Raw genomic sequence first — 25,157 nt, 5'->3', positions numbered from 1 at the left:
TACCATGAAGAAAATAATAAGCTCCATTATATTTTGCCTGCTCCACCTGTCTGTACAGGCACAGGTACAGGATTATGCAACTACCAAAGAAAAAGTGTACCTGCAAACGAACCATGTGTACTTTGTACCCGGTGAAACACTCTTCTATAAAGCCTATGTAGTAGATGCGCAAAAAAACACACCGACACTGACCAGTACTATTCTCAATGTAGATATCATTAGTCCTGCAGGCAGTGTACTGGCCCAACTGAAACACCCTATTACTATTGGTTATTGTGAAGGAGGGTATAAATTTACTGAAGATCTGCCCGGAGGTATCTATAAGATAAAGGCATATACCACCTGGATGCAGAATGAAAAAGACAGTACCTGGTTTACGAAATCTGTTACCCTGCAAAAGGTGATCGCCCCAAGGTTACTGCTAAAACTGGATTTCCCCGAAAAAGGCTATGGGCCGGGCGATACCATCCGGGCAAAGTTCTCCGTACGCACGCCAGACAATCAACCTTTACGAAACTATACCGGCCAGTTCACCATCAATATTGAAGGTAAGCAGTACAAAGCGGATAATTTCAAAACAGATACCGCCGGCAAGGCGACCATCAGGGCTGTACTGCCTGCATCACTCAGCACGAATGATGGATTGCTCAATGTAACGATCACCAACAGTGGCTTTACTGAATCTATTTCAAGGAGTATCCCAATTGTGCTGAATAACATTGACCTTCAGTTCATGCCGGAGGGAGGCACTTTTGTTGCGGGCCTGCCTACGATATTAGCATTCAAAGCGATTAACGAATATGGCAAACCTGTAGACGTACACGGTACGATCTGTGATGACAAAGGCCAGCAGGTGGCTGCATTTGCCAGTTATCACGGAGGTATGGGCAGTATCCCTTTTACACCTGCTGTGGGCAGAAAATATTACGCACTCGTATCTGATAAAAAATATCCATTACCGTTGTCCACCCCGAATGGCATCGTACTCAACATGCTGCATAAGAATGGACAACTGTATGCCAAAATAAGTACGACTGCTGCCGAAGACATCACACTCACGGCCACTGTGCGGGAACATGTTTATTATACCACCAATGCCACCTTACACAGCGGAGCACAATTAATTAAAATCGATACGGCAGATTTCCCGACTGGTATTGCCAGCTTCACCCTGCGTGACAGCCGTCGGCTCAAAGTAGCAGAGAGAGTGATATTTCTGAATAAATACAATGTGCTGCATGTAAACATCACGACAGATAAAAGCAGTTACCAGCCAAGGGAAAAAGTAAAAATGACCCTTACCACTACGAATGCCGAAGGCCTGGCTATACCAGCTAATCTATCGCTGACTGTCATTGACGACAAGCTTTGGACCATGGCTGATGACAAGCAGGATCATATTCTCTCCTGGTTGCTTATGAGCAGTGAGCTACGTGGTAAGATAGAAGAACCCCAGTTCTATTTCAAACAGGATGAACCCAAAGCTGACAGTGCCCTTGATATGTTGATGCTGACGCAGGGTTACCGTTACTTTGCTTTTACAGATATCGTCAACAGCGGTAACAGGCTTGCTTTCACACCTGACAAGTTAAATATCCTGAGTGGTATGGTGACAGATAGTAAAGGCATGCCTGTAAAAAGTAAACTCTATTTGTTTAATCTAAGCAGGCATACCGGTGTAGTGAGAAGGACTTCGGCCAACGGGCAATTCTTTTTCTCTGATGTAGACGCCGGCACTGATTATTGCCTGATGGGTGAAGCAGAGAACCATAGAGATACACTCAATATCAATGTTTCTCAAAATGGTATTGGTTTTAATAAACAGGAAGCGGGCATGTTCAAGCCGCTGAAAACAGGATTGAAAGAAAGTATTGCAGCATATCCTTCATTGGTCATCAACGACCTGAAATGGGCAGATGACAGCAAATCCCTGAATGAGGTGGTGGTAACAGCATTAGGTATCAGTAAGGAAAGGAGGACATTAGGCTACTCCGTCAGCATTATAAATGCGGAAGCACTCATGACTCCCGGTTCAATTGCATCTGCATTGAATGGGAAAGCGGCAGGTATAAATATTCAGTCAGCCACCGGCAATCCCGGATACGGAACCAGCGTCCAGATACGTGGCATCAATTCTTTAAACCCGAATGGTATTCCCTTGTACATCGTGGATGGCGTACCAACCGAGCTGACAAATATCAACCAGTTCAATCCAAATGATATAGAATCGCTCACTGTATTGAAAGATGCCTCCGCCACAGCTATATATGGTTCAAGGGGCGCAAATGGCGTGATATTGATCACGACCAAAGATAAAAGGTATGCAGACAGGATTCGTATATCACTGGGAAAATCGAATAACTACTCCGTTAAAAAAATTAAAACTCCGGGTCTCAATGAGATCTTTACACAGGTACCTGTTTTCTATGCACCTAAATACCTCACACCGGAAACGAATGAAAGAAACGATTTCAGGGAAACGATCTACTGGAATCCTACCATACAAACAGACAGAAATGGTAAAGCCTCTGTTGAGTTTTATAATTCAGATGCCAGCACCACCTTTAGAGCTATTACGGAGGGCATTGGCTACAATGGCGCTATTGGCAGGGCAGAACAAACCTATGCCGTACACGATGCAGTGAGTGTGGATGCAAAAATTCCTCCTTACATCAATGCAGGTGACAATGTGAAGATCCCCATCGTGTTAAAAAACTATAGCTTCAGTGACATCGTGGCGCGTGTACGTATCCAATTGCCCCCTGAGGTAGATGGCGATACTACGCTGAAAGAAGTACCTGTGACAAAAAATGGAGATGCCCGGTTGTATATCGAAGTAAAACCTAAACATGCCATGTCTGGCAACATCCGTATCAATGTGGATAGCCAGGCGATCTTCCTGCCATTTACGGTCGAAGAAAAAGAATTCCCAATGCATGTAGTCTTCTCCGGAAATCAGTCAAAGGATACGTCCTTCACTTTTTCTGGTGTGGGAGGATTTTTCAACCCGGAAATGTCACTTGAACTACATACCGTAGGTGCACAACTCATGGATGGTATAAAGAGTATGCTGCGTGAGCCATATGGTTGTTTTGAACAAACATCCAGCAGCACGTATCCGAATATTCTCATTTTGCAGTTACTGAAAAATGCCGCCAAACGGGATTATGAACTGGAAAAGACAGCAAGGGCACTACTGGAAAAAGGATACGATCGACTGATCAGTTTCGAGACAAATGAGAACGGATTTGAATGGTTTGGACATGCGCCTGCACATGTGGCACTCACTGCCTATGGATTAATGGAATTCACCGCCATGAAAGAGTTTATACCTGTAGACAAGGCGATGCTGAACAGAACAGAAAAGTTCCTGTTGGACCACCGTGATGGCAAGGGAGCATTCAAACCCTCTCCGGGAGGCTATGATCAATTCCGTGCCGTACCTCCTGATGTTGCCAATGCCTATATCGTGTATGCACTGTCACAAACAGATGCAGGTAAGCAGATTCCATTAGAATATACAACAACCCTGAAAGCCGCGCAGGCAAGCAACGATGGCTATCAGTTAGCCATCATGGCACTGGCGGCAGCCAACCTGCATAAAACAGATGATTTTAATGACCTGATGCAGCGATTGGATAAATTGTTCAAAGACGGCCAGGTAACCGCCCGCACAACTGTTGTCGGTTCTCAGGGCATATCCCTATATGTTGAAACAATGTCCCTGTACGCTATGGCATTGATGCGCGAGCCTGCACCCCGTAAGGCGCGGATTGCGCAACTGATTTCCACCATTCTTACCAAAAAGAGTTATTACGGATTTGGCTCTACACAAGGTACTATTATGGCATTGACAGCAATGGTGGCATACAGCAATATGGAAAAATCAGGTGGGGATGAGAAGGGCACATTTACCCTGAATGGACATGCTGTTACACCAGCTGCAAGCGTATCTACCAACTACCTGAGTAATAAGAATAACTTTTCTGTGAAATACCCGGGTCCGGAGGGAATACCTTACACTTTCCGCTGTGATTATTTTACCAACACGCCTCCTACCAGTGACAGGGCGGTATTGAAATTCCAAACCATGCTCAGTTCACATACCGGGAAGGTGGGTGAAACCGTGCGCATGCATATCAATGTGACCAATACCAGTCGTGAGGCACAAGGGATGGCTGTGGTAAAAATCGGTATTCCCGGAGGATTATCCTTACAACCATGGCAGTTGAAAGAATTGATGGACAAAGAGCAGGTGGCCTATTATGAAATATTTGACAACTACCTGGTATTCTATTGGAGAGGTATGGAAGCAAAAGAAATGAAGAAAGTAGCGCTGGATCTGAAAGTAGAGGTGCCAGGAAGTTATCAGGGTAAGGCAGGTGCGGGTTACCTGTATTATCAACCGGAAGATAAGTACTGGCAGCCGGGAGAAACAGTAGAAATTATTCCTTAAAAGAGGGGGGTATAGCCCGGTCATGGTTGGAAGAAAATCCAACCATGACCGGGCTATTTTTGTGTTAACAGCAATCAATTTGCAGCCTTTCAGCATAACTTTAGTCAGAAGATACACCATTGTTACTTTGTTACCCACACCCCAAGTTAAGTCTATGCATATAACCCAACACAGCACCTCGCTCGCTACGGCACTACAGTGCCCCAATTGTGGGCGGTTATACAACATCGGCGATGTACAATCTTACGCTACCTGCTGTAATCAGCCGCTTTTTACCCGTTACCGGCTGGACCAGCCTTTGCACCAGGTTGTTGACATCAATTGCCACACCATCTGGCGATACAACCGGTTACTCCCCGTTTTTGAGGAACAAAATATCGTTAGTCTTGGCGAGGGTGGTACTCCCTTGTATACCCTCTCTGCCCTCAGCCATCAGCATGAGGTGAACATCCAGCTCAAGGATGAAAGCGTGAACCCAACCGGCTCCTTCAAAGCCAGGGGTATCAGCGTGGCCATATCCAAGGCCAAAGAGCTGGGTATCAACCATTGTATTATTCCCACAGCTGGCAATGCCGGTGGAGCGCTGAGCGCTTATTGTGCCAAAGCTGGCATGAAAGCGACGGTGGTCATGCCCCGCCATACGCCGCTCACCCTGCAGACAGAATGCCGCATGTATGGCGCAGAGCTCATTCTTGTGGATGGGCTGATCAGTGATTGCGGGCGGCGCGCCCAGCAACTGGTGGCACAAACCGGTGGTTTTGATATGTCGACGCTGAAGGAGCCTTACCGGCTGGAAGGCAAGAAAACCATGGGGTACGAGATTGCCGAACAGTTGCACTGGCTACTGCCTGATGTCATCATCTACCCTACTGGTGGCGGCACCGGATTGATTGGCATGTGGAAAGCATTTACCGAGATGAAACAACTAGGCTGGCTAACGGGCAAACTCCCCCGGATGGTGGTGGTACAATCTGCGAATTGTGACCCGGTGGTACAACTGTTCCGGCAGGGCGCTATCCCTACCGATTTCAGTGCTACCCCTTCCATTGCCTACGGGCTGGCAGTGCCTACGCCATTTGCCAAAGACCTGATGATGGATGTATTGCAACAGAGCCATGGCACAGCACTCACCGTGACAGAGACCGAAATCACCATCGGGATGCGCAATATTGCGTCAACAGAAGGGTTGTTATTATCGCCGGAGGGCAGTGCGACCTATATGGCCATGCAACACCTGATCGCAGATGGCTGGATACAGGAAGGAGAAAATGTGTTGTTGTTTAATACCGGGTCCTGGTATAAGTACAGATCATAGTTTGCTGTCGATCAGTTTCACTAGTTTGTCGAACTCCGCTTCTTCATAGCCAAAGCTCTGGTAGATGATCTTGCCTGCAGGATCAATGACTACATTCCTGGGAATACCGTTTGGTGCGAACAGGGAGAAGATGCTTCTGTCCAGGTCGGGGAGCAGGGGGAAAGTAAATCCTTTCTTTTCCCTGAACGGGTTTAGTTTTTCCCAGCCCTCTTCCCTGCCGAATACGATAAAGGCAAACTTCGGGTTGTCTTTGTGTTTTTCCCATATCTGCTTTTGTGCAAGCGGCAGTTCCTGGTTGCAGGGAGGGCACCAGGTGGCAAAGAAGTTGATCAGTACATATTTACCTTTATAATCCCTGATATTGACTTTTTTACCCTTTTCTATCTCAAAGGAAAAGGAGGGAACCTGTTGGCCGATAATGGTCCTGAAATCACCCATTGGCGGGTCTTTTTGTTGGGCAAAGGTATGGAGGGAGCATATTCCCAATACGAAAAGGAGAAAAGCGTGCTTCATGATAGACAAATATATAACTTTGTAGCATGCCTATTCCTGAAAAAATACTATCACGCAAGGATGAAATCACGGCAGTGTTTATGCAGCTGGTGGATGCACATTTGGATGACCTGCTACAGGGCCGGACAGAAGAACGGTACAAACCGAGTGACTTTGCAGCCCGTATGCATATTGCCCCGGTACACCTGACGAATACCATCAAATTAACATTGAATACATCTCCCTGTGAGATCATGGAAGACAGGGTCATTCTTGAGGCAAAGAAAATGCTGGAAGCCACCACACTCAGCGTAGCGGATATCGGGAATACGTTTGGGTTTCCGGAGCCGACCAACTTCAACCGTTTCTTTAAAAACCTCACAGGTATAACCCCGCTGCAATATCGCAAAAGCAAAATACTGAAGTATTGATCATTTTCGCTGGTCTGGTTGTTGATACCTTTGTTTTACAAAAATCGACATCATGATAGCATTTATCACCGGCGGCAGCCGTGGATTAGGGAAGGATATGGCACTGAGCCTCGCTAAAAAAGGCGTGGATATTATCCTTACATACAACAGTAATAAAACAGAAGCAGACGCTGTAGCTGCTGAGATACAAAAAATCGGACAACGTGCAGCTGTACTGCAATTGAATACAGCGATTGTTAGTTCTTTTGATCACTTCATCACTACATTTACAGCTATACTGAAAGATACCTTTCAGGCTACACAATTCAATTACCTGATTAACAATGCGGGCATAGGTCTGCACGCCAGTTTTGCAGAAACGACGGAGGCGCAGTTTGATGAGATTATGAATATTCATCTCAAAGGGCCGTTTTTCCTCACACAGAAATTACTGCCACTGCTGGCTGATGGTGGTGTGATCATTAATGTGTCTACAGGACTGGCAAGGTTTACAATTCCGGGTAGTAGTGCGTATGCGGCGATGAAGGGAGCGATAGAAGTATTGACACGTTATCAGGCGAAGGAGTTGGGTAGCAGGGGGATTCGTGTGAATACGATCGCACCGGGTGCGATACAGACGGATTTCGGTGGTGGTGCGGTGAGAGATAATGAAGCGTTGAATAAGATGGTGGCAGCTAATACGGCATTGGGCAGGGCTGGTGTAGCAGAGGATATAGGTGAAGTAGTGGCGTTTTTGTGTAGTGATCAGGCGAGATGGGTGAATGCGCAGCGCGTGGAGGCGAGTGGGGGGATGTTTTTGTAAGTCTGCACTGGATGAGTTACGAAAAAGACATCCCAGGTGTGATCTCGAAAAATAACAAAGAGGGGGCATTTCACTGAACTGCCCCCTCTTCCTTTAATGTTCTATCACCTCACCCTTTCTGAAACTATACAACAAATAAAATAACGCAGGCAATATCAATATACTTCCCAACAACAGCGCCATACCCAGTGAATAAATCGTTTTCTCCTGTCCTGCATGCTCCAGCAAAGACAAATACTTCCCCCCTTTTAAGATCACAATATTCGGATAGTGTCGGATCGTTATCGCCAGTAAGATCATCGTGACCTGAAAACCTGCCAGTACACGAATGATGATAACCTTACCTTTTTGCAGCAACAAATACCATAATAACACAAGAGATAATACCGCCGCGATAATAGCAATGATCCCGGTTGGATTATCAAACATCCATTTATCCAAAGGGATGTTCTCTGCATGTGCCGCCCAGAATACCAATGCCCCAAATACCGCTGCCGCTACATTCATCTGTTTGGCCTTTCTAATAAAACGTACACGACTTTTATCGTCATCAGTTTCGCCTATGATGAATATAGCCGCGAGATAACCACAGATCGCTACGGTAAAAAATCCAACTGTAACGGAGAACCAATTGAACCAGGTATATACATACGCATTCAGAAAATCATTCGCCCCCGGATCTATCCTACCAGATACCGCACTACCCGCGATCACTCCCAAAAAGAAAGGCGTGACAAAACTGGAATATACAAAGATGCGGTTGTACACCTTCTGCATATTATCCTTCACAGCATCGTAGTTTCTGAAGGTAAAGGCGGTACCACGGGCAATGATGCCAAACAGCATGATCACCAGTGGTATATGCAGGTGTGTGGAGACTGTCGTATAGATTTCCGGAAAACCTACAAACAATACCACGATGGCAATGATCAGCCACATATGGTTGGCTTCCCATATAGGCCCGATGGCCTGGTACATGGTATTGCGGGTATATGCCTTGTTCTTTTCCGAAGTAAATAATTCTATGATCCCAGCACCAAAATCAGCTCCTCCCAACAATATATACAACAGGATGGCAGCCCATAAATAAGCCATTACTACAAATATCATAAAGCAGGCGTTTGAATATCATAAATCTCAGGTACCATCCGGATCTGTCTGTACAACAGGAATGTCACGATCAGGGACAATGAAATGTACACAGCTGTAAAGATGTAGAAGGAATACGCAATCCCCGGCATAGGGGTAACTGCATCAGCCGTGCGCATCACACCATTGATGATCCACGGTTGTCTGCCAACTTCTGTCACTGTCCAACCGGCTTCTACGGCAATAAATCCCATCGGTGTGGCGATGACGAACAGCCGTAGCAGCCATGGCATTCTGAGCCAGCTCTTCTTCTTAATGATGGCTACGAAATAACAAACAGCAATCAACAGCATCACCATCCCCAATCCCACCATGATCTGGAAGGCGTAGTGCGTAATGGCAATCGGGGGCTGATCATTTTCAGGTATCTGATCCAACCCTGTTACAGGGGTATGGAAATCACCATACACCATAAAGCTCAGTAAACCGGGTATTTCAAGCCCATATTTCACCTCTTTTGCCACTGGGTCAGGAATACCCCCGATTACCAGCGGAGAAGCTGCTTCGGTCTTAAAATGTGCTTCCATAGCCGCCAGTTTTGCAGGCTGTCTGTGTGCAACGTCTTTTGCAGAGATATCTCCGCTCAGGGGTTGCAGCAGGGCTGCTATGCAGGCTAATAAAGCAGGTATTCTGAAAGCGGTGGTATGAAAGGCGATGTTCCTTCTTCGTAAGATCATGAGGGCATGGATACCTGCTACGGCAAAACCGGTAGCAGCAAATGCCGCAATACACATGTGCAGAGCCTGTGAAAACCAGGCGTCATTGAACATTGCTTTGATCGGATCTATATTCAGGTATTGTCCATTTACGAAATCGAATCCTGCCGGACTGTTCATCCAGGCATTGGCAGCAACTACCAGTATACCGGATACTAACCCGCTGATACCTACAACTACGCCGGTGATCCAGTGAAACCAGGGATTGAATCGTCCCCAGCCATAGAGGAAGAAACCGAGGGCGATCGCTTCGATGAAAAAGGCGGTACCTTCTAAGGAGAAGGGCATGCCGAAGATCGGGCCGGCGTACTTCATGAATTCAGGCCAGAGAAGGCCGAGTTCGAAAGAGAGTACGGTACCGGATACAGCGCCAGTGGCGAAGAAGATGGCGACACCCTTACTCCATGCACGGGTGATATTCTTATAGACATCATTGCCTGTGCGGATGTAAAGGAAGTGAGCGACGGCCATAAAGAATGGCATGACCATGCCTATACAGGAGAAGACAATATGAAAACCTAACGATAAAGCCATTTGTGATCTGGCTGCTAGAAAATCGTTCATTGGCGCGATGAGTTATTACGGGTCAAAGCTACTAAATCTACATTATGAGGGGATGATAAAAGTCATGTTAGAATTTTCTGACCTGCTGCAGCAGACAAGGGTATTTACTTTTGGGCTGGCGCCGAATGCACGGAATTGATGGCAAAGTATTATTGAATGCTGGTACCGAATGGGTAGTTTTGATAATTTAATTTTTTTCTGCTGGCGCAGAATGAGCAGCTTTGATTGCAAGCGAGTGTTTTATTTCTTTTTGCAGTTAGCGAATGGATGGATTTGAATGGAAGAGAGAAAGGTTTTTCTACTCCGCCACTATCGTCCTCGTCTGCACACTATGCGCACTAAAATACCCCAACGCTCCCCCTACTATATTCGTCACCGGGTTCGCCGGCGTAGCACTCTGCCCCTCTCCTGTTGCACCCGCATCCAGACTATACCAGTATTTATACACCACAGGATCTATACACTGCATCTCCACCGAGACCGTATCCCCTGCCTTTATCTGCTTATCATCATCATCACTATCACTACTAAATGATACCAGTTGTATACTCAAACTCTTCCCATCCGTATTCTCATCATTCCTCACAAATATGGTACTCTCCTGCACCCCATTGTGCCACTCCACAAAATGATAGGAATTCCCTTTTCCTTCCGGATCTGAATAATACACTGCCGGCACCCTTCTGGTCTCGCCAAACACCACCCTATCTACCAAAGCCAGACTATCAAAATACACCTCCCGCGGCATTGTGGATACCGCCGTAAATGTATCCGTACCTATCTGTACATACATACTATAACTATGTCCCACCTTTCCTTTGAACCCCGTGGTTGTATACACCCCGGCCGTAGCTGTTTCCTGCAACTCATACTCCGTCGCATTATCAGCAGTAATGGTCACCGTAGCTCCACTTACTCCTTCAAAGGTATTATCCTCATTAAAGTCCATCGTCTGCGATATCTTCACACTCACTCCATTCACATCATCCGTCACCACCCCCTCTATCACATATTTCTTCGCTGCATTATTCAAATCAATATCTATCACCTTCTGACAGGCGCCAAAAACAATTATGATCGCGATATACAACAACTGTTTCATCTCCACTAGAATTTAAAGTTGTATGAAATAGAAGGTACAAACCTGAACAATGACGTCCTCACGGCTTCTGTCTTATTCGGATCGTCCTTACTTTGCCTGAAGGTAATAGTATACGCATTCTCCCTGCCATACGCATTATACAAACTGAAAGCCAGCTCTGAAGAATACCTGCCCCGCTTGCGCAACTGTTTTGTCGCTCCCAGATCCAACCTGTGATAAGCCGGCATACGATAGCCATTCCGCTCTGTATAGTAATAATACACTGTATTGTTGATCAGGTATTTACCACTGGGGAAAGTTACCGCATCTCCTGTATAATACACCCAGTTCGCACTCAGGGACCATTTCTCATTCAACTGGTACATGCCCACTACTGCAATGTCATGGGTTCTGTCCTGCCGCGCATTATACCATTCCCCATTGTTAATCCCATCTATCTTCCTTTGTGTCTTTGACAATGTATAACTCACCCATCCGGTCAGTCTGCCTGCCTTCTTTTTTAACAGCCACTCTATACCATACGCACGGCCTTTCCCAAATAACAATTGTGTTTCTATCGCATCATTATTCAGCACATCTGCCCCATCCCGGTAATCGATCTGGTGCTGCATGGTCTTATAATAGGTTTCTACTGTCAACTCATACTTATTCCCCGCCAGGTTTTTATAATAACCCAACGATACCTGGTCTGATATTTCCGGTTTGATAATGTTCGTACTCGCTACCCAACGATCTGTAGGGCTGGAAGATGTACTGTTTGAAATCAGGTGCAGGTTCTGCACATTCCGTGCATAAGAAGCTTTTACTGAAGAAATATCCGTGAGCTTATAACTGGCTGCCAGCCGGGGTTCCAGGTTAATATAGGTCTTTACAAACTCGCCACTCTTATAATGCAGTGTATCCAGTATATTCCCATCTGCATCTATATTAAAAAAATCACCGGCACCCAGTATACTGAATGCCGTAAGGCGTGCGCCATAAGACAAATCTAATTTATCCGTTGCTTTCCACACATCAGATAAATACACAGCATTCTCCCATGAATACCGCTGTTGCAAACGGGATGAATTAAAATTAGATAACTGTGAAGACGTGATCTCTCCCGGTCGCATAGTATGATAAATGGTATTGAAACCAATACGCAGGTTATGTCGCTGGCTGATATAATATTGTAATTCTTCCTTCAGGTTCCAGTCACGGATCTGCGAGAAGATATTCACATCGTTCGCCCCACTCTTTACATTGATCTTATAATTGTAATTACTAAAGATCAGGGAGGTGTTGGAGAACATTTTGCTACTGTAAATATGGTTCCATCTCAGGGTACCAGTGCTATTTCCCCATTTCAATCCAAAGTTATTTCCCACGACCAGGTTATCCGCCCCGAAATACCCGGAAGCAAACAAACGGTCCCTTTTACCCAGCTGGTAATTCAGCTTGGCATTGAGGTCATAAAAATAAAGGCTGTTATTCCTGATAGAGGAGTCATTTGATAAACGCAGGAAAAGATCCACATATGTTCTTCTGGCAGACACCAGAAAAGAAGACTTATCCTTTTGCAAAGGTCCTTCGATATTTATTTTGGAAGAGATCAACCCGATGCCGCCACTTACATTATAATCCTGGTTATTGCCGTCATTCATCTTAATATCCAGTACAGACGAAAGTCGGCCACCGTATTGAGCAGGCATGCCTCCCTTGTATACCGTCACATCTTTGATGGCATCAGAATTAAATGTAGAAAAGAAACCAAACAGATGTGAAGCATTGTACACGGGTGCTTCATCCAATAAAATCAGGTTCTGGTCTGCCCCACCACCCCGTACATAGAACCCACTGTTGCCATCGCCGGCTGATTTAATACCCGGTAGTAACTGGATCGTTTTCAACACATCCTTTTCTCCCAGCAATACCGGAATATTCTTCATCTCCTTTGTCGTCAGTTGTTCCATACCCATTTGGGGGGTACTTAGATTACGTTGCTTCGTGTTGGCCGTAATCGTCACCGACTTCAATGATTGTGCTGCATCGTCCAGCGCAATATTCCTGATCGTATGCTGTGTCAGCGCAATCTCTTCCTGTACCGGTTGCAACCCCACCGTACTGAACTCTATGGTATAGGTCCCTGTGGGCAGGGTGAGGGAATAAAAACCATACTCATTGCTGACAGTTCCGATGGATTGACCCGCTACGTGCACAGTAGCACCAATAATGGTTTCCCCGGTTTTCTTTGATCTGATGGTTCCGCTGATAGTAAATTTTGCCTGTGCAATCGCTCCTAAACATGACAATAACACACAACAGGTAATGATAAGAGGCTTACTCATATTCATTTATGTGGCAGTGCTTCCGCGTCCGGAAGTACTACCTATCGGGTTTTATTTTTACAAGGCTTCCTGTTGCAGTTCCTATTTTCCAAACTCCTTCGCGGTAGAAATGATTGCGCCATCCTGCATCTCAATGGTACGGTCAGAGCGTTCTGCGAAATCATTGTCGTGCGTTACTGCTATGATCGTCTGGTTATATTCGTGCGCCAGTTGTTTAAATGTATCAAATACGATTTGTGAATTTTTTGAATCAAGGTTTCCAGTCGGCTCATCCCCCATTATAATCAGGGGATCATTGATCAGGGCCCTGGCAATGGCGACCCTTTGTTGTTGGCCTCCTGATAACTTGGAGGCAGGTTTCAGTGCCTGATCCTGTAGTCCCAGCAGGGTCAGTTTCTGGTAAGCCCTATCCTCTATTTCCTGCCTGGAATACTTTCCTAACCGCAATGCCGGTATCATCACATTTTTCAGACAGCTAAATTCGGGTAAAAGATAATGGAACTGAAACACAAATCCAATCTTCTCATTCCGCAGGGCGGCCAGGTTATTTTGCCTTTGGCCGGTGGTTTCCTCCCCATGGATGTGCAATTTACCCTCATAATCAGTATCCATCGTGCTCAAAATATACAGCAAAGTGGACTTTCCACTCCCCGATTTTCCTACCAATGTTACAAATTCTCCTCTATATACTTTAAAAGAAATATCATTCAGCACCCTAAATTTTACCGGGTCATAAAAATACTTCCCGATATTTTCTGCTTCCAGCATGAGCTCTCTTTGCATAGTCGTAATTTTTACCGCCTGAAAATAGATACCGGGTCTACGTTTGCCGCCTTCTTTGCCGGAATATACCCGGCACCCAGGGTCACGATCAGTCCGAATATCAGCCCCCTGAAAAATACGGGCCATTCAAAGCGAATGGGGAAATAACCAATATCCCCGCCCACATAGGTCCTGGACAACTGGAATACCAGCAATACCGCCAGCAATACACCTATCAGAATACCGATCATGCCAATGATCATAGCCTGTTGTACAAATATGCGTACCACATCCCTGCCCCGGAAACCCATGGCTTTCAGAATAGCTATATCATTGATCTTCTGGGTGATAGTCATATTCAGGATATTGTAAATACCAAACCCGGCCACCAGCAGGATGGAGAGCGCAATGACCGTGATCATGATCCGGCGCATATTGGATGCTGCTACCAGTGTGGCATTGGCAGCTTTCCAGTCTTCTGCCTTATACCCTGTGAGGTCAGAGAACTTCGCTGAATAATTAGCGGCATTGTCCGGGTTAGTGACCGAAACATTGATATCGCTTACATACCCGGCCCCTTCCTGCAGGAGTTGCTGGGCGGCGCTGATATTAATGTAAGACTTGGTCTTATCGATCTGGGAGTTGTTTGACTGGAAAAGCCCCACTACCTTCATCACCTTGGTCACATTCCGGGAAGAGGTAATGGTAATGTTATCGCCCGGCCGCACACTCATCTTTGCTGCAATGCCCACTCCCAGCAGTATACCATTGGGGGTATTCTTCAGGTCCTGGATAGACCCTTCCACCACAGTAGTACCAATATTGAACATCTTATCTGCCTCTGCAATCCTTACGCCATAGGAAGTACCTGTGATCTGGGATTTGCCGTTATTGTAAAATACACTGACAGTAACCTGAGGTGTTACCATCGTTACATCCGGCTGCTGTCTGAGCAGGGATATAATTTTCTCAGGATCTACGATCTTGTCACTCTCCGGCACTACACTGGGATTGATGATCACAGGTAAGTTGCTGCCCTTCTCTGGCAATAAAGGCAGACTCATCACCTCATCTTTATACACCCGGATATGTGCCGTACTTCTGAATACCAGCTCTGTCGATTTCTTATCAAATCCCACCATCATCGAGTTCATGAAGATGTAGATCGCAATCCCGATCGTAACACCCAATGCCGCTACCAACGTCAACTTTTTCTTAGTGACGATGTAGGTCATGGAGATTTCAGAATTGATATTATGACGGTATCTCATCACTTATTTTTTTTCAGGTACCAGTTCATCATTTTCTGTCAGGCCGCCGGTCACTTCTACCCAGTCGTTGGATATGATGCCGGTCTGAACTACGATAGCTCCTTTCCCTTTCAGCGTGACCTTATTGCCATAAGATAAATAGCTGCGGGGTATAACCAGTGCATTTTTCTTTTCGCCGACAATGATGTTGGCTTCCAGTTGTGTGCCGGTGATCCTGAAATCAAGACTGTCTGTAAAGTATGCCTTTACGATGAATGACTGGCTGGAAGTTTCAAAAGATGGCAGGATCTCGTGTACAGTGCCTTTGTAAATATGTCCTTTGTTGGTGTTCAACTGGATAGCGGCTTCTTCACCTACTTTTACTTTTGCCATATTGGTTTCATCCACATTCAGGCGGGCGTATATGAGCTGTGGGTTCGCGATCACGGCGATCACATCACCTTTACGTACATAATCACCCAGTTGTTTTTTCTTCTCGTATATCTGTCCGCTGATCACCGCTTTGATCAGGTTCTGTTCTTTGATCACCCGGTTCACGTCACTCATGGAGCGCTGTGTAACTTCCTGTTGTCTCGCAGTTACCAGCTGTGTATTATACTGGTCTTCCAGTGCTTTCAGGTTGGCCTGAGAAGTAGCGAGGGTGAGCTGGGTATTTTCATATTCCAGCTTAGATACGCTGTTGCTTTCCATGAGACGTTTGTACCTGTCTGCCTGCAACTGGTCCAGACGGAGTTTTTCTCTGGCAGCAGTGATATTGGCACTGATCTGTTGCAAAGCAGGCGCTGTAGGCAGGGTATTCTCTCTTGCAATGTTGTGGAGGGCGCCGGCGCTTTGTGCATTGATGATGTTCTGGCTGTTGTCAATGACTGCCAGTAGCTGACCGGCATTGACCATGTCTCCTTCTTTAAAATCCAGTTTGATGAGGTAACCATCTGTTTGTGCAGTGAGGTTGTTCTGATCATCGGCTTCCAGCACACCGGAGGCAAATACCATTTCAGTCAGGTCTTTGTGCACAGGTTTGACAGGCGCCGTTTTCTGACCACAGGCAGAAAAGATCAGGCATGCAGTGAAGATCCCAATAGTTTGCTGTATGTTCATTTGACAATATTATTAATCATGATCTTTGATTTTGCATAGTCGCTGTTAGCCTGTTGGGATACAGCATTCAGACTGTTGTTCAACCAGTCGTTAAAGGCGGTGAACAGGTCCGTGGCGGAGAGAATCCCTTCTTTATAGATATTCAGGTTTTTGTAGTAGGAATCTTCTTTTAGCGCAGCGATTTCACCCGCCAGCCGGGCGCTTTTGAAAGCCTTCTGATATTCGAGCTGCAATTGCTGGTTGTTCACACTATCCTGACGGGCTGCATGTTCAAAATTATTCTTCGCTACAGCAACATTGATACGATCATAGCGCACAGCTGCCACCTTGCCTACATCAGGGAGGATAGGTATGGCCACCTTCACACCTACATAGCTACTGTTGATCCATCTGCTGCCATCAAAAGGATGGTTGTTGGTGTTCTGCTGCCACCCCAGGCTGCTGAAGAGGGTCACCGTAGGCAGGAACCAGCGTTTATTGGCACGCAGGTCTGCTTCCTGATATTTTAACTGCCACTCAGATTGTAATTGGGTGAGGTAACCGGTAGCGGTCAGGCTCGCATCGAAATTACCCTGATCAGCGGTTTCCTCAATAGTGATGGGGGTATTAGGATCCATATCACAGAGTAGTTTCAGGCTGCTGTATTGTTCTTCCAGGTTCACTTCCAGTTGTTGCAGTTTATCCTGTATGGATAGCTGGTTTGCTTTTGCATTGTTCACATCCTGCTGTCTGGCAATGCCTTCCTGTTGTTTGTTCACCATGATGGCAGTGAGCGTATCTGCATTATCAAGACTGTTCTTCGTAACCTTTATCTGCCACTGATAAGAGAGGATGTTATAATATGCACCGGCCACACTTTCGTACAAACTTTTCTTATTGAGCAGGTTCGTGGCATTTGTCACCTGTTCGCTGGCACGGGCCGTTCTGACCTGCGCCATGGAAAAGGGATTGAGGATGTCTATCTGCGGAGCAAAGTTCGCGCTGGTTACATATTGCTGTCCAAAGGTCACCTGTCTGTAGGTACCAGCAGGGCCTCCGAAGATCTCAGCAGGAATAAAGGTGACACCCAGTTTGGTATTGTCAGTGCTTGTGAGGTTTGCATCACCTTTGAGCTTCCATCTGTCCAGTTTTGCCGCCAGGGTCTGATATTTATTCATCAGCACCTGTTGGGTAGCGTTTTTGAAAGTGACGCTATGCGCATCAGCGTATACAAAGACTTCATTGAGCGAGCGAAAGGATAAGGTGCTCTGGGCTCCTGCTGTCAGACTACAACTAATGAGAAAAATGATTAAAATCCGGCGCATCAGGCAATTGTTTACGACAACAAATATTCAAAACAATTAGCAACTGTAAAAATCTGGTTTGCTGAATTAGACAAATTGGGGGATGGATTAGTCTTTTATGAGCCATTCCAGGAACTCTGTAGCCTTCTCTTTCCTGATCATCACAGCTTCATTGTATTCCACGAGGAGATTTAATAAAAGCTTCCTGCCCAAAGATTGAGAAACATCGCGGATGGCCTTTCTGTTCACCAGGTGCTGCCTGTCTGCCCGGTAAAAGCCGGGTCCTACAGTTGCTTCCAGTTCATCCAGCGGCTGACTGATCATATATATATGTTGTTCAAAATCGATGAGGGATACCTGGCCATGGTGGATATAGAACAGGGCGATATCTTCCGTTTTGATGGGAATGATCTTGTCCCGCAGACTCACCAGCAGCCGGGAGGTGGCGGTAGGCTTTTGCAGTAATTGAATAATGGTGTGATAATCCGGCGAAATACTCTGCCGCAGGCTTTCATAATGCGCGATGGCATCATTGATCAGGGTCTGTCCATAAGGTTTCAGGATATAATCAATACCATTATTTTTAAAAGCCTGAATAGCGTATTCATTAAAGGCGGTGCAGAAGATGACAGGTACATTGAGTTTTAAATGATGGAAGATTTCAAAACTCAGCCCGTCACCTAGTTGAATATCACTGAAGACCAGCTGGCAGGTATTGGTTTCAAACCAGGCCAGGGCTTGTTTTACAGAAGGGAGAATTTTTACGACGGTCCATTCTTTACGTGCGCTGAGAATATAGTGCTGTAATTCTTCTGCCAGGTTCTTTTCATCTTCAATGATCACTACATTCATTTGCGAATCATTTTTATACTTACACTAAATGTTTCCCCGTCGTTATCGACCGTGATGGTTTCATTATATAGCAGACGATATCTTTCTTCCAGGTTTTGCAGCCCTGTTCTGGAAGACGCTTCCAGTAGGAATCGTGGTTGTATATTATTAGTTACCTGCAGCATAGTATCATTATTGGTGACAGCTATTCTCAGTGGTTCTTCTTCTGTCATGGCATTATGTTTCACTGCGTTTTCCACGAGAATAAGGATGGCGAAGTAAGGTACATAATAGTCAGAGAATTTTTTATCAATCTGTGCATCGAACTGTAAGGCAGTATCGAACCGCATCTGTTGCAGGGAGATATAGTCCTTACAGAGGGCCAGTTCTTCTGCTACGGTGATGGTATCAAATCGTTTATTCTCTAATCCCAGGCGCAGAAAACTGGATAACTTCACCAGGTATTCATCTGCGATAGCGGGATCTTTCCGGATCAGGGCTTTGGCAGTGCCAATGGCATTAAAAAGAAAGTGAGGGTTCAGCTGGTTGACCAGTAGTTCGTACCTGGATTGGAGGTTAGCGAATTTTAGGTGTTCATTTTCAATGTCCAGTTTCTTTTTGGTCCTGTTTAATAATATCACCACGGAAATAATATATACCATGGAATTGACAGCAATGATATTGACCACCCTGTAAAGGAAAAAAGAAGTTTCGGATATAAATATATTCATATTATGTCTCCTGCTTACGAAATAGGTAATACTCGTAACGGAGATCATGAAGAATGTAGAAATGAAAAAACGGGTTTTATGCAGGCGTGTTCTTCCGATGAGCAGAATATGAAACAGCCAGGCCATAAAAATGCCGATGGTAGCGCCGGGAAAGGCGAGCCACATATGACTGATATTCACATTTCTGACCAGGAATACGGGGGTCACCAGCAGCATCGCAATGAGCGGGGAGGTGGTAAGCGCCGCGCGGAATAAGGGCCAGCGTTCTTCTTTGGTAAGTCTGGTACTAATAGTGTGAATTTTATATGTGAAGATAAATTGAATTAAGTCTGAGGACAAAAATAAATCTCTTGAAGAAATCCAGTGCACGACCATAGTACGGCTTCGCTACCAATTCGTCACTCAAAGGGTACCTCAATATCCCGGGGATAAAAAGGTGCTCTTTTGATGACCTTTTGATACCCTTAAAGCGATATAGTAATACTATATTTCAGGCGGCAATTAGTTATGCACACATGTGTTTAACTTTCTCCCCTCCATCCTCCCCAATCGAATACCTTTGTAGTGTTATCATAACACCAAACTTCGCTGTTTATTCCTAGCCAATACCATTGTTAGGCATTAAAAATCAAGACTTTTAGAGCATGCAGAACTTTTTATCAGAATTTAAGCTACAGACCGGCTATTTAAAGTACCGTCCTGAATTAAGCAGGAAGGAAACCTGGGAAGAAGCCATCCGGGAGCGGGTCATGAAAATGCACCGAGACAAATACGCACACCTGCTTGATAACAAGGTGTTGTCGGAGTACATGGATTTTGCAGAAGATGCTTATGTTGATAAACTGGTATTAGGTTCTCAGCGGGCATTACAATTTGGCGGGTTCCCCATCCTGCGTCACAACTCCAAGATGTATAACTGTCTGACCTCTTATTGCGACAGGGCTGAATTCTTCAGAGAGTCCATGTGGTGGCTGTTGAGCGGTTGTGGAGTGGGTTTTTCAGTACAGCAGCAGCATATTGCAAAACTTCCTGAATTACAGGCACGTGACAAAGGAACCAAGACCTTTATTATTGAAGACAGTATAGAAGGTTGGGCAGATGCGATTGGCGTATTGCTGGCATCCTATTTCAGGGCAGACAAAAAGTTCCAGACCTATTGGGGATATGAAGTAAGACTGGACTATTCCCTCATCAGACCAAAGGGTGCGTACATCTCTTCCGGGTTCAAAGCGCCGGGTTCTGATCCGTTGAAAACAGCGATCCAGAAAATAGAAGATATCATCGAACAGTGGCTGAAATCACAGGGTGGTACTATGAGAAGCATTCTTGCATACGACATCGTGATGCATGCTTCAAATGCAGTACTGGCTGGTGGTGTAAGAAGAAGTGCTACCATCTGTATCTTCAGCAAAGATGATGAAGAAATGCTGAATGCCAAAACTGGTAACTGGTATATCACACAACCCCAACGTGCACGCTCTAATAACTCAGTCGCTCTCCTGAAATCAGCAACTACTTACGAAGAGTTTCAGTCCATTATGGAATCAGTAAAAGAATATGGTGAACCCGGTTTTGTATGGCTGGATGATCTTGAAATTCTGTACAACCCATGTGTGGAAGTAGGGATGGTACCTAAGCTGAAAACAGAAGATGGATGGGTATCCGGCTGGCAGGGATGCAACCTGACAACGGGTAACGGTGCGATGTGCAAAGATAAGAAGACGTTCCTGCGCATGTGTAAGGCACTCGCTATCTTAGGTACATTGCAGGCAGGTTATACTACCTTCGATTACGTAGGTGGTGTAACAGAAGAGATCTTTAAAAACGAAGCCTTATTAGGTTGTGCTATATCAGGTTGGTTAGATAATCCTGATGTACTGCTAAACAAAGAAACATTGGCAGAGGGGGTACAACTTATCAAAGATATCAACAAGGAACTGGCTGCTGTACTAGGTATCAATTATGCAGCACGTACTACCCTCAGTAAACCTGATGGTAATGGTGCTATCATACTCGGTTCCTCATCAGGCGTAAAACCGGTGGAAGGCAAACGCTGGATCCGTTATGTACAGGTGAATCCGGATGAATATGGTGTAGAGTTTTTCAAGTCACAGAATCCCGAACTGGTAGAGAAAAGTGTGTGGGATTTCAATGGTCGTGACTATGCTATCGGCTTTGCAATGGAAGCAGAACCAAAGGCCATGAGCAAGCATGATGTATATGGTGTGAAACACCTGGAGATCGTGAAGTTTATTATGGAAAACTGGGTGTATCCGGGTACCAATATAGAAAGATGTGTAATACCATCTGTAAGACACAATGTATCCAATACAATTTCAGTAGATAACTGGGAAGATGTAACTGATTATATCTATGCCAACCGTCAATACTTTGCAGGTATTTCTCTGCTGGGTATGTCTGGTTCACTGGAATACAATCAGGCACCTTATTCAGAAGTGTTTACACCGGAGGAGCTGATCAAAATGTATGGAGATGGTGTGATCATGGCATCAGGTCTGATCGTGGATGGTCTGCATGCATTTGACCAGGATCTGTGGAAAGCATGTATGTATGTGCTGGACAGGAACCTGCCGCTGGAAGGAAGCCGTGAAAAGATCTTCTACCAGAAAGACTGGATCAGACGTGCAAAAAAGTTTGCGAAGAACTACTTTAAGAAAGATCTGAAAAAGATGACTTATGCATTGAAAGATGTGCATCGTTATTATCGCTACATGACGATCGTGAAGAATGCAAAGATGATCGACTGGAGCAAATACAAAGAAGAATTACCTGATTATGTGGATGTGAACACCCTGGGTGCGATCGCCTGTGCAGGCGGTGCGTGCGAGTTGCCACAGGCACAATTGACAGTATAGAACAGCGGGCCTGTATATAGTATATAGGCTACAACAAAAAGGCCTGAGCATTGCTCAGGCCTCTTATTGGAAAAAGGGTGTATCAGTTTACCATAATGTTGGTCCTTAAAGCTATGCGATGATTCCCATGATACAACCACCAGTTTGTGACTTGATCCACTCTATTGCGGCTTAGATTCAAATATATTACTTGATCCATTCGGCGTAAGAATCGCTGGTTTCATACAAAACCAGTTTAACTAACTCTACATCTTCGGGGAACCCACCTTGCAGTTCCTGTTTGATATACAGGATAATGTTTTCTGCGGATGGTTCGATGTCCCAGATTTCGAGGTTTTCCAGCTCTCCCAAATTCGGATTAGCGGCCAGGTAAGCTTTGGATAGAATAAGGCGGTGATCGAATTTATCAACCACTTTTTCATTCACCAGTTTTTTCAGGTCTTTAAAGTCCATCAAAATCCCCGTGCCCCCCAGGTATCCTTCTTCAGGTGTTTTACTGCTGACAGTTACATGCAGCTTATAGGAATGCCCGTGTAAGTTCCTGCATTTACCGGCGTATCCATACAGTGCATGTGCCGTTTCGAAGTTGAATATTTTAGTGATTTGCAACACTGATCGTTCTCGAATTTTTGCAAAGCTACAGCAAATAACAATCGACATTCATGATTTATGTCATTTTAACAAATGGGTTGATTTAAATTATCATATCCTGATGCTATATTCACAAATTGATATGCATTTAATTAATCGTAAAATTAACACGATAGCTCTTTAACGCCAGATTGAACGCTCTCTAAAAGAAAGAATACCTCTTTTCTGCTGCTGTATGCCCCAAATTGATGCTTTCTTAAATTTCACCGATAAAACCCTTTTACTGTTATGAAAACTTTTACACTTTTCATTATTTCCCTATTCGTATGCCTCTCATCCTATGCCCTACAGGGCCTCACAGGCATCCACGACCCTTCTACTATTATCAAGCGGAACGGCGTCTATCATGTATTTGGCACCGGTGCGCAGATCTATCACCTTACTTCTACAGACCTGATCAACTGGACTACTGCCTCCATGGTTTTTGCATCCGGTACCTGGCCCAGCTGGATCAATACGTATGTTATGGACTTTGCCGGCACCTTCCGGGCGCCTGAATGTGTGTAATACTACCTGTACTAGGCCTGTTCTACCGGTGGCCGGCCTTCAGCAGGTACAGTGGTGAGTGATCAGCAAACCCAACATCAATCAAAGATAAATATCGGAAAGGGCTTGCCGGCGGGTTTGTATTTTATACAGATCAGTACGAAAAATGCGGCTGTGACGAAGAAGATCGTTATACAATAAGGTTTTTCTGTATAATCAACAGGCCGGAGATTTCATTCTCCGGCCTGTTGATTATTTAATGCGGCAAGTGCTTCAACATTATCTTTATCCAGGTTCACAGCTCTTTCAAAACATTTATTCCCTTCTTTTATTTTGCCATCATCTTTGTATGCCTTTCCCAACATGTACCAGCTATAAGAATCGGCCGGGTATTGTATTACTACATCATTTGCTACACGCACTGCCTCTTTATTCCGTTTTAATTGTATCAACATTTCTACTGCACTGTTCCAATCTTTACTATCAAATTGTGCTGTGTCTATATCAATATAATTTTTCAGGCAGTAAAAAGCGGGGATATATTCTTTATTTACTCCTTCTAAAATTTTAGCTGCCTGCGCTTCTCTACCTGCCAGTATATTCGCCATGGCTATTTTGGCCCGCATCCCTTTCCATCCTTCCAGCATAGTAGTGGCCTGTTCCAGTAATGCGATTCCTTTTTCCCTGTTATCTTTTTTCAATTGAAAGATGGCCTGATTCAATCTGATCCTCCCATAATGAAAACTCAATAACCTGCTCAGGTCTTCAAAAGGAGTCAATGAATGATCAACTCTTATATCTATCTGATTGTACCATTCATTGTGCGTGCCTTTTACCATCAGCGCAGCAGATTGTTTGCCAGTAATCATACCACCCGCCTGTTGGCCTGCCACTATTGCTGCCAACAAACGTTCTGCCAGGGTACCTTTAGTTCGTTCAAATACTACCCCCATACTATCCAGCACACCGGCTGCCAGCTGATTGCCTATTACTACATAGTTCTTCCCGCTTTTTGCGCCGGCTATTCCTTTCCAGTATTTCAATTCTTTGCCAACATATGCATAAGTATTTCCTTCTTTATCAATCCCGGCTACTTGTCTCAATCCGGCATCTTCATCATGTGCGCTTGTATATTCAATAGCCTCTTTTAATGGCATTTTTTTTAATTGCGCCAATCCATTTACACCATATGCCGGCTCCGTCTCCGCAATTACAGAAAAGGCCCCCACTCCCGGCTCAATATAAATAGTAGAATTCCCTACATAGATATTATTCGTGGCCACTGCAATTCCCCACTCCGCAGCAGCAGGATCATAGGCAGTAATTGAAAATGTGGCATTGATATCCTTATTTAGTAAGAGAGATGGCAAATTTTGCCCGAATCCAGGGATGGTCAACAAAAGGAAAATTATAGTTCTCATATCTGACAAAGTATCCATTTTATAAAAAAGGTTGCATCCTCGCCGCACCTTTATTTATCATCACGCTATCCTTCATCAGCCCATCGTCAACTTCCCCACATCCACTCGCCTACAAATCAAATATTCTATAATTTATAATTCCTTTACTAATGAGGCTACCGCCGGTCACTTTCTACTTGCAGATTCAGTTTCTTTCCTCACATTTGATTCAAGTAATGCGTAATAATTCCCTATCAGCCTAATGCCCAACTTTCATGCGTCTGATTATTAAAAAAATCCTGAAAAGTACAGCTTTACCGCTGTACCTGATATTCCGCGTGGGGCGATGTTACTTTTTCTCATTATCCGCAACTAATCATATTTCACCTTTTATGACTGCGGATATACTTCCCC

20 protein-coding genes are annotated in these 25,157 nt (G+C 44.9%); 7 read left to right on the top strand and 13 right to left on the bottom strand.

The window, feature by feature from the left end; all coding sequences use genetic code 11:
• Window positions 1-4 precede the first annotated feature (4 nt).
• Both QQL36_RS17085 and QQL36_RS17080 read left to right on the top strand, forming a co-directional pair.
• Window positions 5-4,456: a TonB-dependent receptor plug domain-containing protein gene (locus QQL36_RS17085; protein WP_321570403.1), complete on the top strand. Its 4,452-nt coding sequence runs from the start codon at window positions 5-7 to the stop codon at window positions 4,454-4,456.
• 154 nt (window positions 4,457-4,610) lie between these two features.
• Window positions 4,611-5,771: a threonine synthase gene (locus QQL36_RS17080; protein WP_321570402.1), complete on the top strand. Its 1,161-nt coding sequence runs from the start codon at window positions 4,611-4,613 to the stop codon at window positions 5,769-5,771.
• Here QQL36_RS17080 and QQL36_RS17075 read toward each other — a convergent pair.
• The gene (locus QQL36_RS17075; RefSeq protein ID WP_321570401.1) at window positions 5,766-6,284 is read right to left on the bottom strand and encodes a TlpA disulfide reductase family protein; all 519 of its coding nucleotides are present in this window, start codon (window positions 6,282-6,284) and stop codon (window positions 5,766-5,768) included. The genes QQL36_RS17080 and QQL36_RS17075 overlap by 6 nt on opposite strands.
• A 26-nt stretch (window positions 6,285-6,310) precedes the next feature.
• Between QQL36_RS17075 and QQL36_RS17070 the strand changes: the two genes are divergently transcribed.
• Together QQL36_RS17070 and QQL36_RS17065 are read left to right on the top strand one after the other, a co-directional pair.
• The gene (locus QQL36_RS17070; protein ID WP_321570400.1) at window positions 6,311-6,694 is read left to right on the top strand and encodes a helix-turn-helix domain-containing protein; all 384 of its coding nucleotides are present in this window, start codon (window positions 6,311-6,313) and stop codon (window positions 6,692-6,694) included.
• A 52-nt stretch (window positions 6,695-6,746) separates the two neighbouring features.
• Entirely contained in the window at window positions 6,747-7,496 is a 750-nt protein-coding gene (locus QQL36_RS17065) for an SDR family NAD(P)-dependent oxidoreductase (protein ID WP_321570399.1), read from the top strand.
• Between the two features lie 93 nt (window positions 7,497-7,589).
• Here QQL36_RS17065 and QQL36_RS17060 read toward each other — a convergent pair whose 3' ends face one another.
• From QQL36_RS17060 to QQL36_RS35675, 10 genes are all read right to left on the bottom strand, one after another.
• Window positions 7,590-8,606: a cytochrome d ubiquinol oxidase subunit II gene (locus QQL36_RS17060; RefSeq protein WP_321570398.1), complete on the bottom strand. Its 1,017-nt coding sequence runs from the start codon at window positions 8,604-8,606 to the stop codon at window positions 7,590-7,592.
• The gene (locus tag QQL36_RS17055) at window positions 8,603-9,925 is read right to left on the bottom strand and encodes a cytochrome ubiquinol oxidase subunit I (protein WP_321570397.1); all 1,323 of its coding nucleotides are present in this window, start codon (window positions 9,923-9,925) and stop codon (window positions 8,603-8,605) included. The genes QQL36_RS17060 and QQL36_RS17055 overlap by 4 nt, the downstream gene beginning before the upstream one ends.
• Before the next feature lie 298 nt (window positions 9,926-10,223).
• Window positions 10,224-11,027, bottom strand: coding sequence for a DUF4249 family protein (locus QQL36_RS17050; protein ID WP_083728931.1), 804 nt, complete (start codon window positions 11,025-11,027; stop codon window positions 10,224-10,226).
• A gap of 5 nt (window positions 11,028-11,032) precedes the next feature.
• A complete protein-coding gene (locus tag QQL36_RS17045; RefSeq protein WP_321570396.1) occupies window positions 11,033-13,354 on the bottom strand; it encodes a TonB-dependent receptor in 2,322 nt (773 codons plus the stop codon).
• An 81-nt stretch (window positions 13,355-13,435) separates the two neighbouring features.
• Window positions 13,436-14,137 carry an ABC transporter ATP-binding protein gene (locus tag QQL36_RS17040; protein WP_083728933.1) on the bottom strand — a complete coding sequence of 234 codons (702 nt, stop codon included), beginning with the start codon at window positions 14,135-14,137 and terminating at the stop codon, window positions 13,436-13,438.
• Window positions 14,138-14,148: 11 nt separating this feature from the next.
• A complete protein-coding gene (locus QQL36_RS17035) occupies window positions 14,149-15,387 on the bottom strand; it encodes an ABC transporter permease (RefSeq protein WP_321570395.1) in 1,239 nt (412 codons plus the stop codon).
• 3 nt (window positions 15,388-15,390) lie between these two features.
• Entirely contained in the window at window positions 15,391-16,485 is a 1,095-nt protein-coding gene (locus QQL36_RS17030; RefSeq protein ID WP_083728937.1) for an efflux RND transporter periplasmic adaptor subunit, read from the bottom strand.
• Window positions 16,482-17,789 carry a TolC family protein gene (locus tag QQL36_RS17025; RefSeq protein ID WP_321570394.1) on the bottom strand — a complete coding sequence of 436 codons (1,308 nt, stop codon included), beginning with the start codon at window positions 17,787-17,789 and terminating at the stop codon, window positions 16,482-16,484. The genes QQL36_RS17030 and QQL36_RS17025 overlap by 4 nt, the downstream gene beginning before the upstream one ends.
• Before the next feature lie 87 nt (window positions 17,790-17,876).
• Complete coding sequence (locus QQL36_RS17020; protein WP_321570393.1) at window positions 17,877-18,620, bottom strand: LytTR family DNA-binding domain-containing protein; 744 nt, start codon at window positions 18,618-18,620, stop codon at window positions 17,877-17,879.
• Window positions 18,617-19,261 (bottom strand): sensor histidine kinase, encoded by a 645-nt coding sequence (locus tag QQL36_RS35675; RefSeq protein ID WP_415751077.1) that lies wholly within the window; start codon window positions 19,259-19,261, stop codon window positions 18,617-18,619. The genes QQL36_RS17020 and QQL36_RS35675 overlap by 4 nt, the downstream gene beginning before the upstream one ends.
• Window positions 19,262-19,974: 713 nt before the next feature.
• On the opposite strand from QQL36_RS35675, the gene QQL36_RS17010 reads away from it, so the two are divergent.
• Window positions 19,975-22,206, top strand: coding sequence for a hypothetical protein (locus tag QQL36_RS17010; protein ID WP_321570391.1), 2,232 nt, complete (start codon window positions 19,975-19,977; stop codon window positions 22,204-22,206).
• Between the two features lie 186 nt (window positions 22,207-22,392).
• Here QQL36_RS17010 and QQL36_RS17005 read toward each other — a convergent pair whose 3' ends face one another.
• Window positions 22,393-22,866, bottom strand: a complete 474-nt coding sequence (locus QQL36_RS17005; RefSeq protein ID WP_083730591.1) for a 6-pyruvoyl trahydropterin synthase family protein — start codon at window positions 22,864-22,866, stop codon at window positions 22,393-22,395.
• A 219-nt stretch (window positions 22,867-23,085) separates the two neighbouring features.
• On the opposite strand from QQL36_RS17005, the gene QQL36_RS17000 reads away from it, so the two are divergent.
• Entirely contained in the window at window positions 23,086-23,364 is a 279-nt protein-coding gene (locus tag QQL36_RS17000; protein ID WP_321570390.1) for a hypothetical protein, read from the top strand.
• Between the two features lie 51 nt (window positions 23,365-23,415).
• A complete protein-coding gene (locus tag QQL36_RS35670; protein ID WP_415751060.1) occupies window positions 23,416-23,544 on the top strand; it encodes a T9SS type A sorting domain-containing protein in 129 nt (42 codons plus the stop codon).
• 32 nt (window positions 23,545-23,576) lie between these two features.
• On the opposite strand, the gene QQL36_RS16995 is transcribed toward QQL36_RS35670, so the two are convergent.
• The gene (locus QQL36_RS16995) at window positions 23,577-24,764 is read right to left on the bottom strand and encodes a DUF1028 domain-containing protein (protein ID WP_321570389.1); all 1,188 of its coding nucleotides are present in this window, start codon (window positions 24,762-24,764) and stop codon (window positions 23,577-23,579) included.
• Between the last annotated feature and the right edge of the window lie 393 nt (window positions 24,765-25,157).

The sequence above is a fragment of the Chitinophaga sp. LS1 genome, from assembly GCF_034274695.1.
GTDB lineage: Bacteria > Bacteroidota > Bacteroidia > Chitinophagales > Chitinophagaceae > Chitinophaga.
Note: the sequence above shows the minus strand (reverse complement) of the source record. Positions and strands in the feature narration are given on the sequence as shown.

What these genes read in the sequence shown, in the direction of transcription:
- QQL36_RS17070 (WP_321570400.1), top strand. Translation starts at nt 6,311, where the DNA reads ATGCCTATTCCTGAAAAAATACTATCACGCAAGGATGAAATCACGGCA.
- QQL36_RS17045 (WP_321570396.1), bottom strand. Translation starts at nt 13,354, where the DNA reads ATGAGTAAGCCTCTTATCATTACCTGTTGTGTGTTATTGTCATGTTTA.
- QQL36_RS17075 (WP_321570401.1), bottom strand. Translation starts at nt 6,284, where the DNA reads ATGAAGCACGCTTTTCTCCTTTTCGTATTGGGAATATGCTCCCTCCAT.
- QQL36_RS17060 (WP_321570398.1), bottom strand. Translation starts at nt 8,606, where the DNA reads ATGATATTTGTAGTAATGGCTTATTTATGGGCTGCCATCCTGTTGTAT.
- QQL36_RS17000 (WP_321570390.1), top strand. Translation starts at nt 23,086, where the DNA reads ATGAAAACTTTTACACTTTTCATTATTTCCCTATTCGTATGCCTCTCA.
- QQL36_RS17040 (WP_083728933.1), bottom strand. Translation starts at nt 14,137, where the DNA reads ATGCAAAGAGAGCTCATGCTGGAAGCAGAAAATATCGGGAAGTATTTT.
- QQL36_RS35675 (WP_415751077.1), bottom strand. Translation starts at nt 19,261, where the DNA reads ATGGTATATATTATTTCCGTGGTGATATTATTAAACAGGACCAAAAAG.
- QQL36_RS17030 (WP_083728937.1), bottom strand. Translation starts at nt 16,485, where the DNA reads ATGAACATACAGCAAACTATTGGGATCTTCACTGCATGCCTGATCTTT.
- QQL36_RS17085 (WP_321570403.1), top strand. Translation starts at nt 5, where the DNA reads ATGAAGAAAATAATAAGCTCCATTATATTTTGCCTGCTCCACCTGTCT.
- QQL36_RS17035 (WP_321570395.1), bottom strand. Translation starts at nt 15,387, where the DNA reads ATGAGATACCGTCATAATATCAATTCTGAAATCTCCATGACCTACATC.
- QQL36_RS17055 (WP_321570397.1), bottom strand. Translation starts at nt 9,925, where the DNA reads ATGAACGATTTTCTAGCAGCCAGATCACAAATGGCTTTATCGTTAGGT.
- QQL36_RS17020 (WP_321570393.1), bottom strand. Translation starts at nt 18,620, where the DNA reads ATGAATGTAGTGATCATTGAAGATGAAAAGAACCTGGCAGAAGAATTA.
- QQL36_RS16995 (WP_321570389.1), bottom strand. Translation starts at nt 24,764, where the DNA reads ATGAGAACTATAATTTTCCTTTTGTTGACCATCCCTGGATTCGGGCAA.
- QQL36_RS17010 (WP_321570391.1), top strand. Translation starts at nt 19,975, where the DNA reads ATGCAGAACTTTTTATCAGAATTTAAGCTACAGACCGGCTATTTAAAG.
- QQL36_RS17050 (WP_083728931.1), bottom strand. Translation starts at nt 11,027, where the DNA reads ATGAAACAGTTGTTGTATATCGCGATCATAATTGTTTTTGGCGCCTGT.
- QQL36_RS17080 (WP_321570402.1), top strand. Translation starts at nt 4,611, where the DNA reads ATGCATATAACCCAACACAGCACCTCGCTCGCTACGGCACTACAGTGC.
- QQL36_RS17025 (WP_321570394.1), bottom strand. Translation starts at nt 17,789, where the DNA reads ATGCGCCGGATTTTAATCATTTTTCTCATTAGTTGTAGTCTGACAGCA.
- QQL36_RS17005 (WP_083730591.1), bottom strand. Translation starts at nt 22,866, where the DNA reads ATGTCGATTGTTATTTGCTGTAGCTTTGCAAAAATTCGAGAACGATCA.
- QQL36_RS17065 (WP_321570399.1), top strand. Translation starts at nt 6,747, where the DNA reads ATGATAGCATTTATCACCGGCGGCAGCCGTGGATTAGGGAAGGATATG.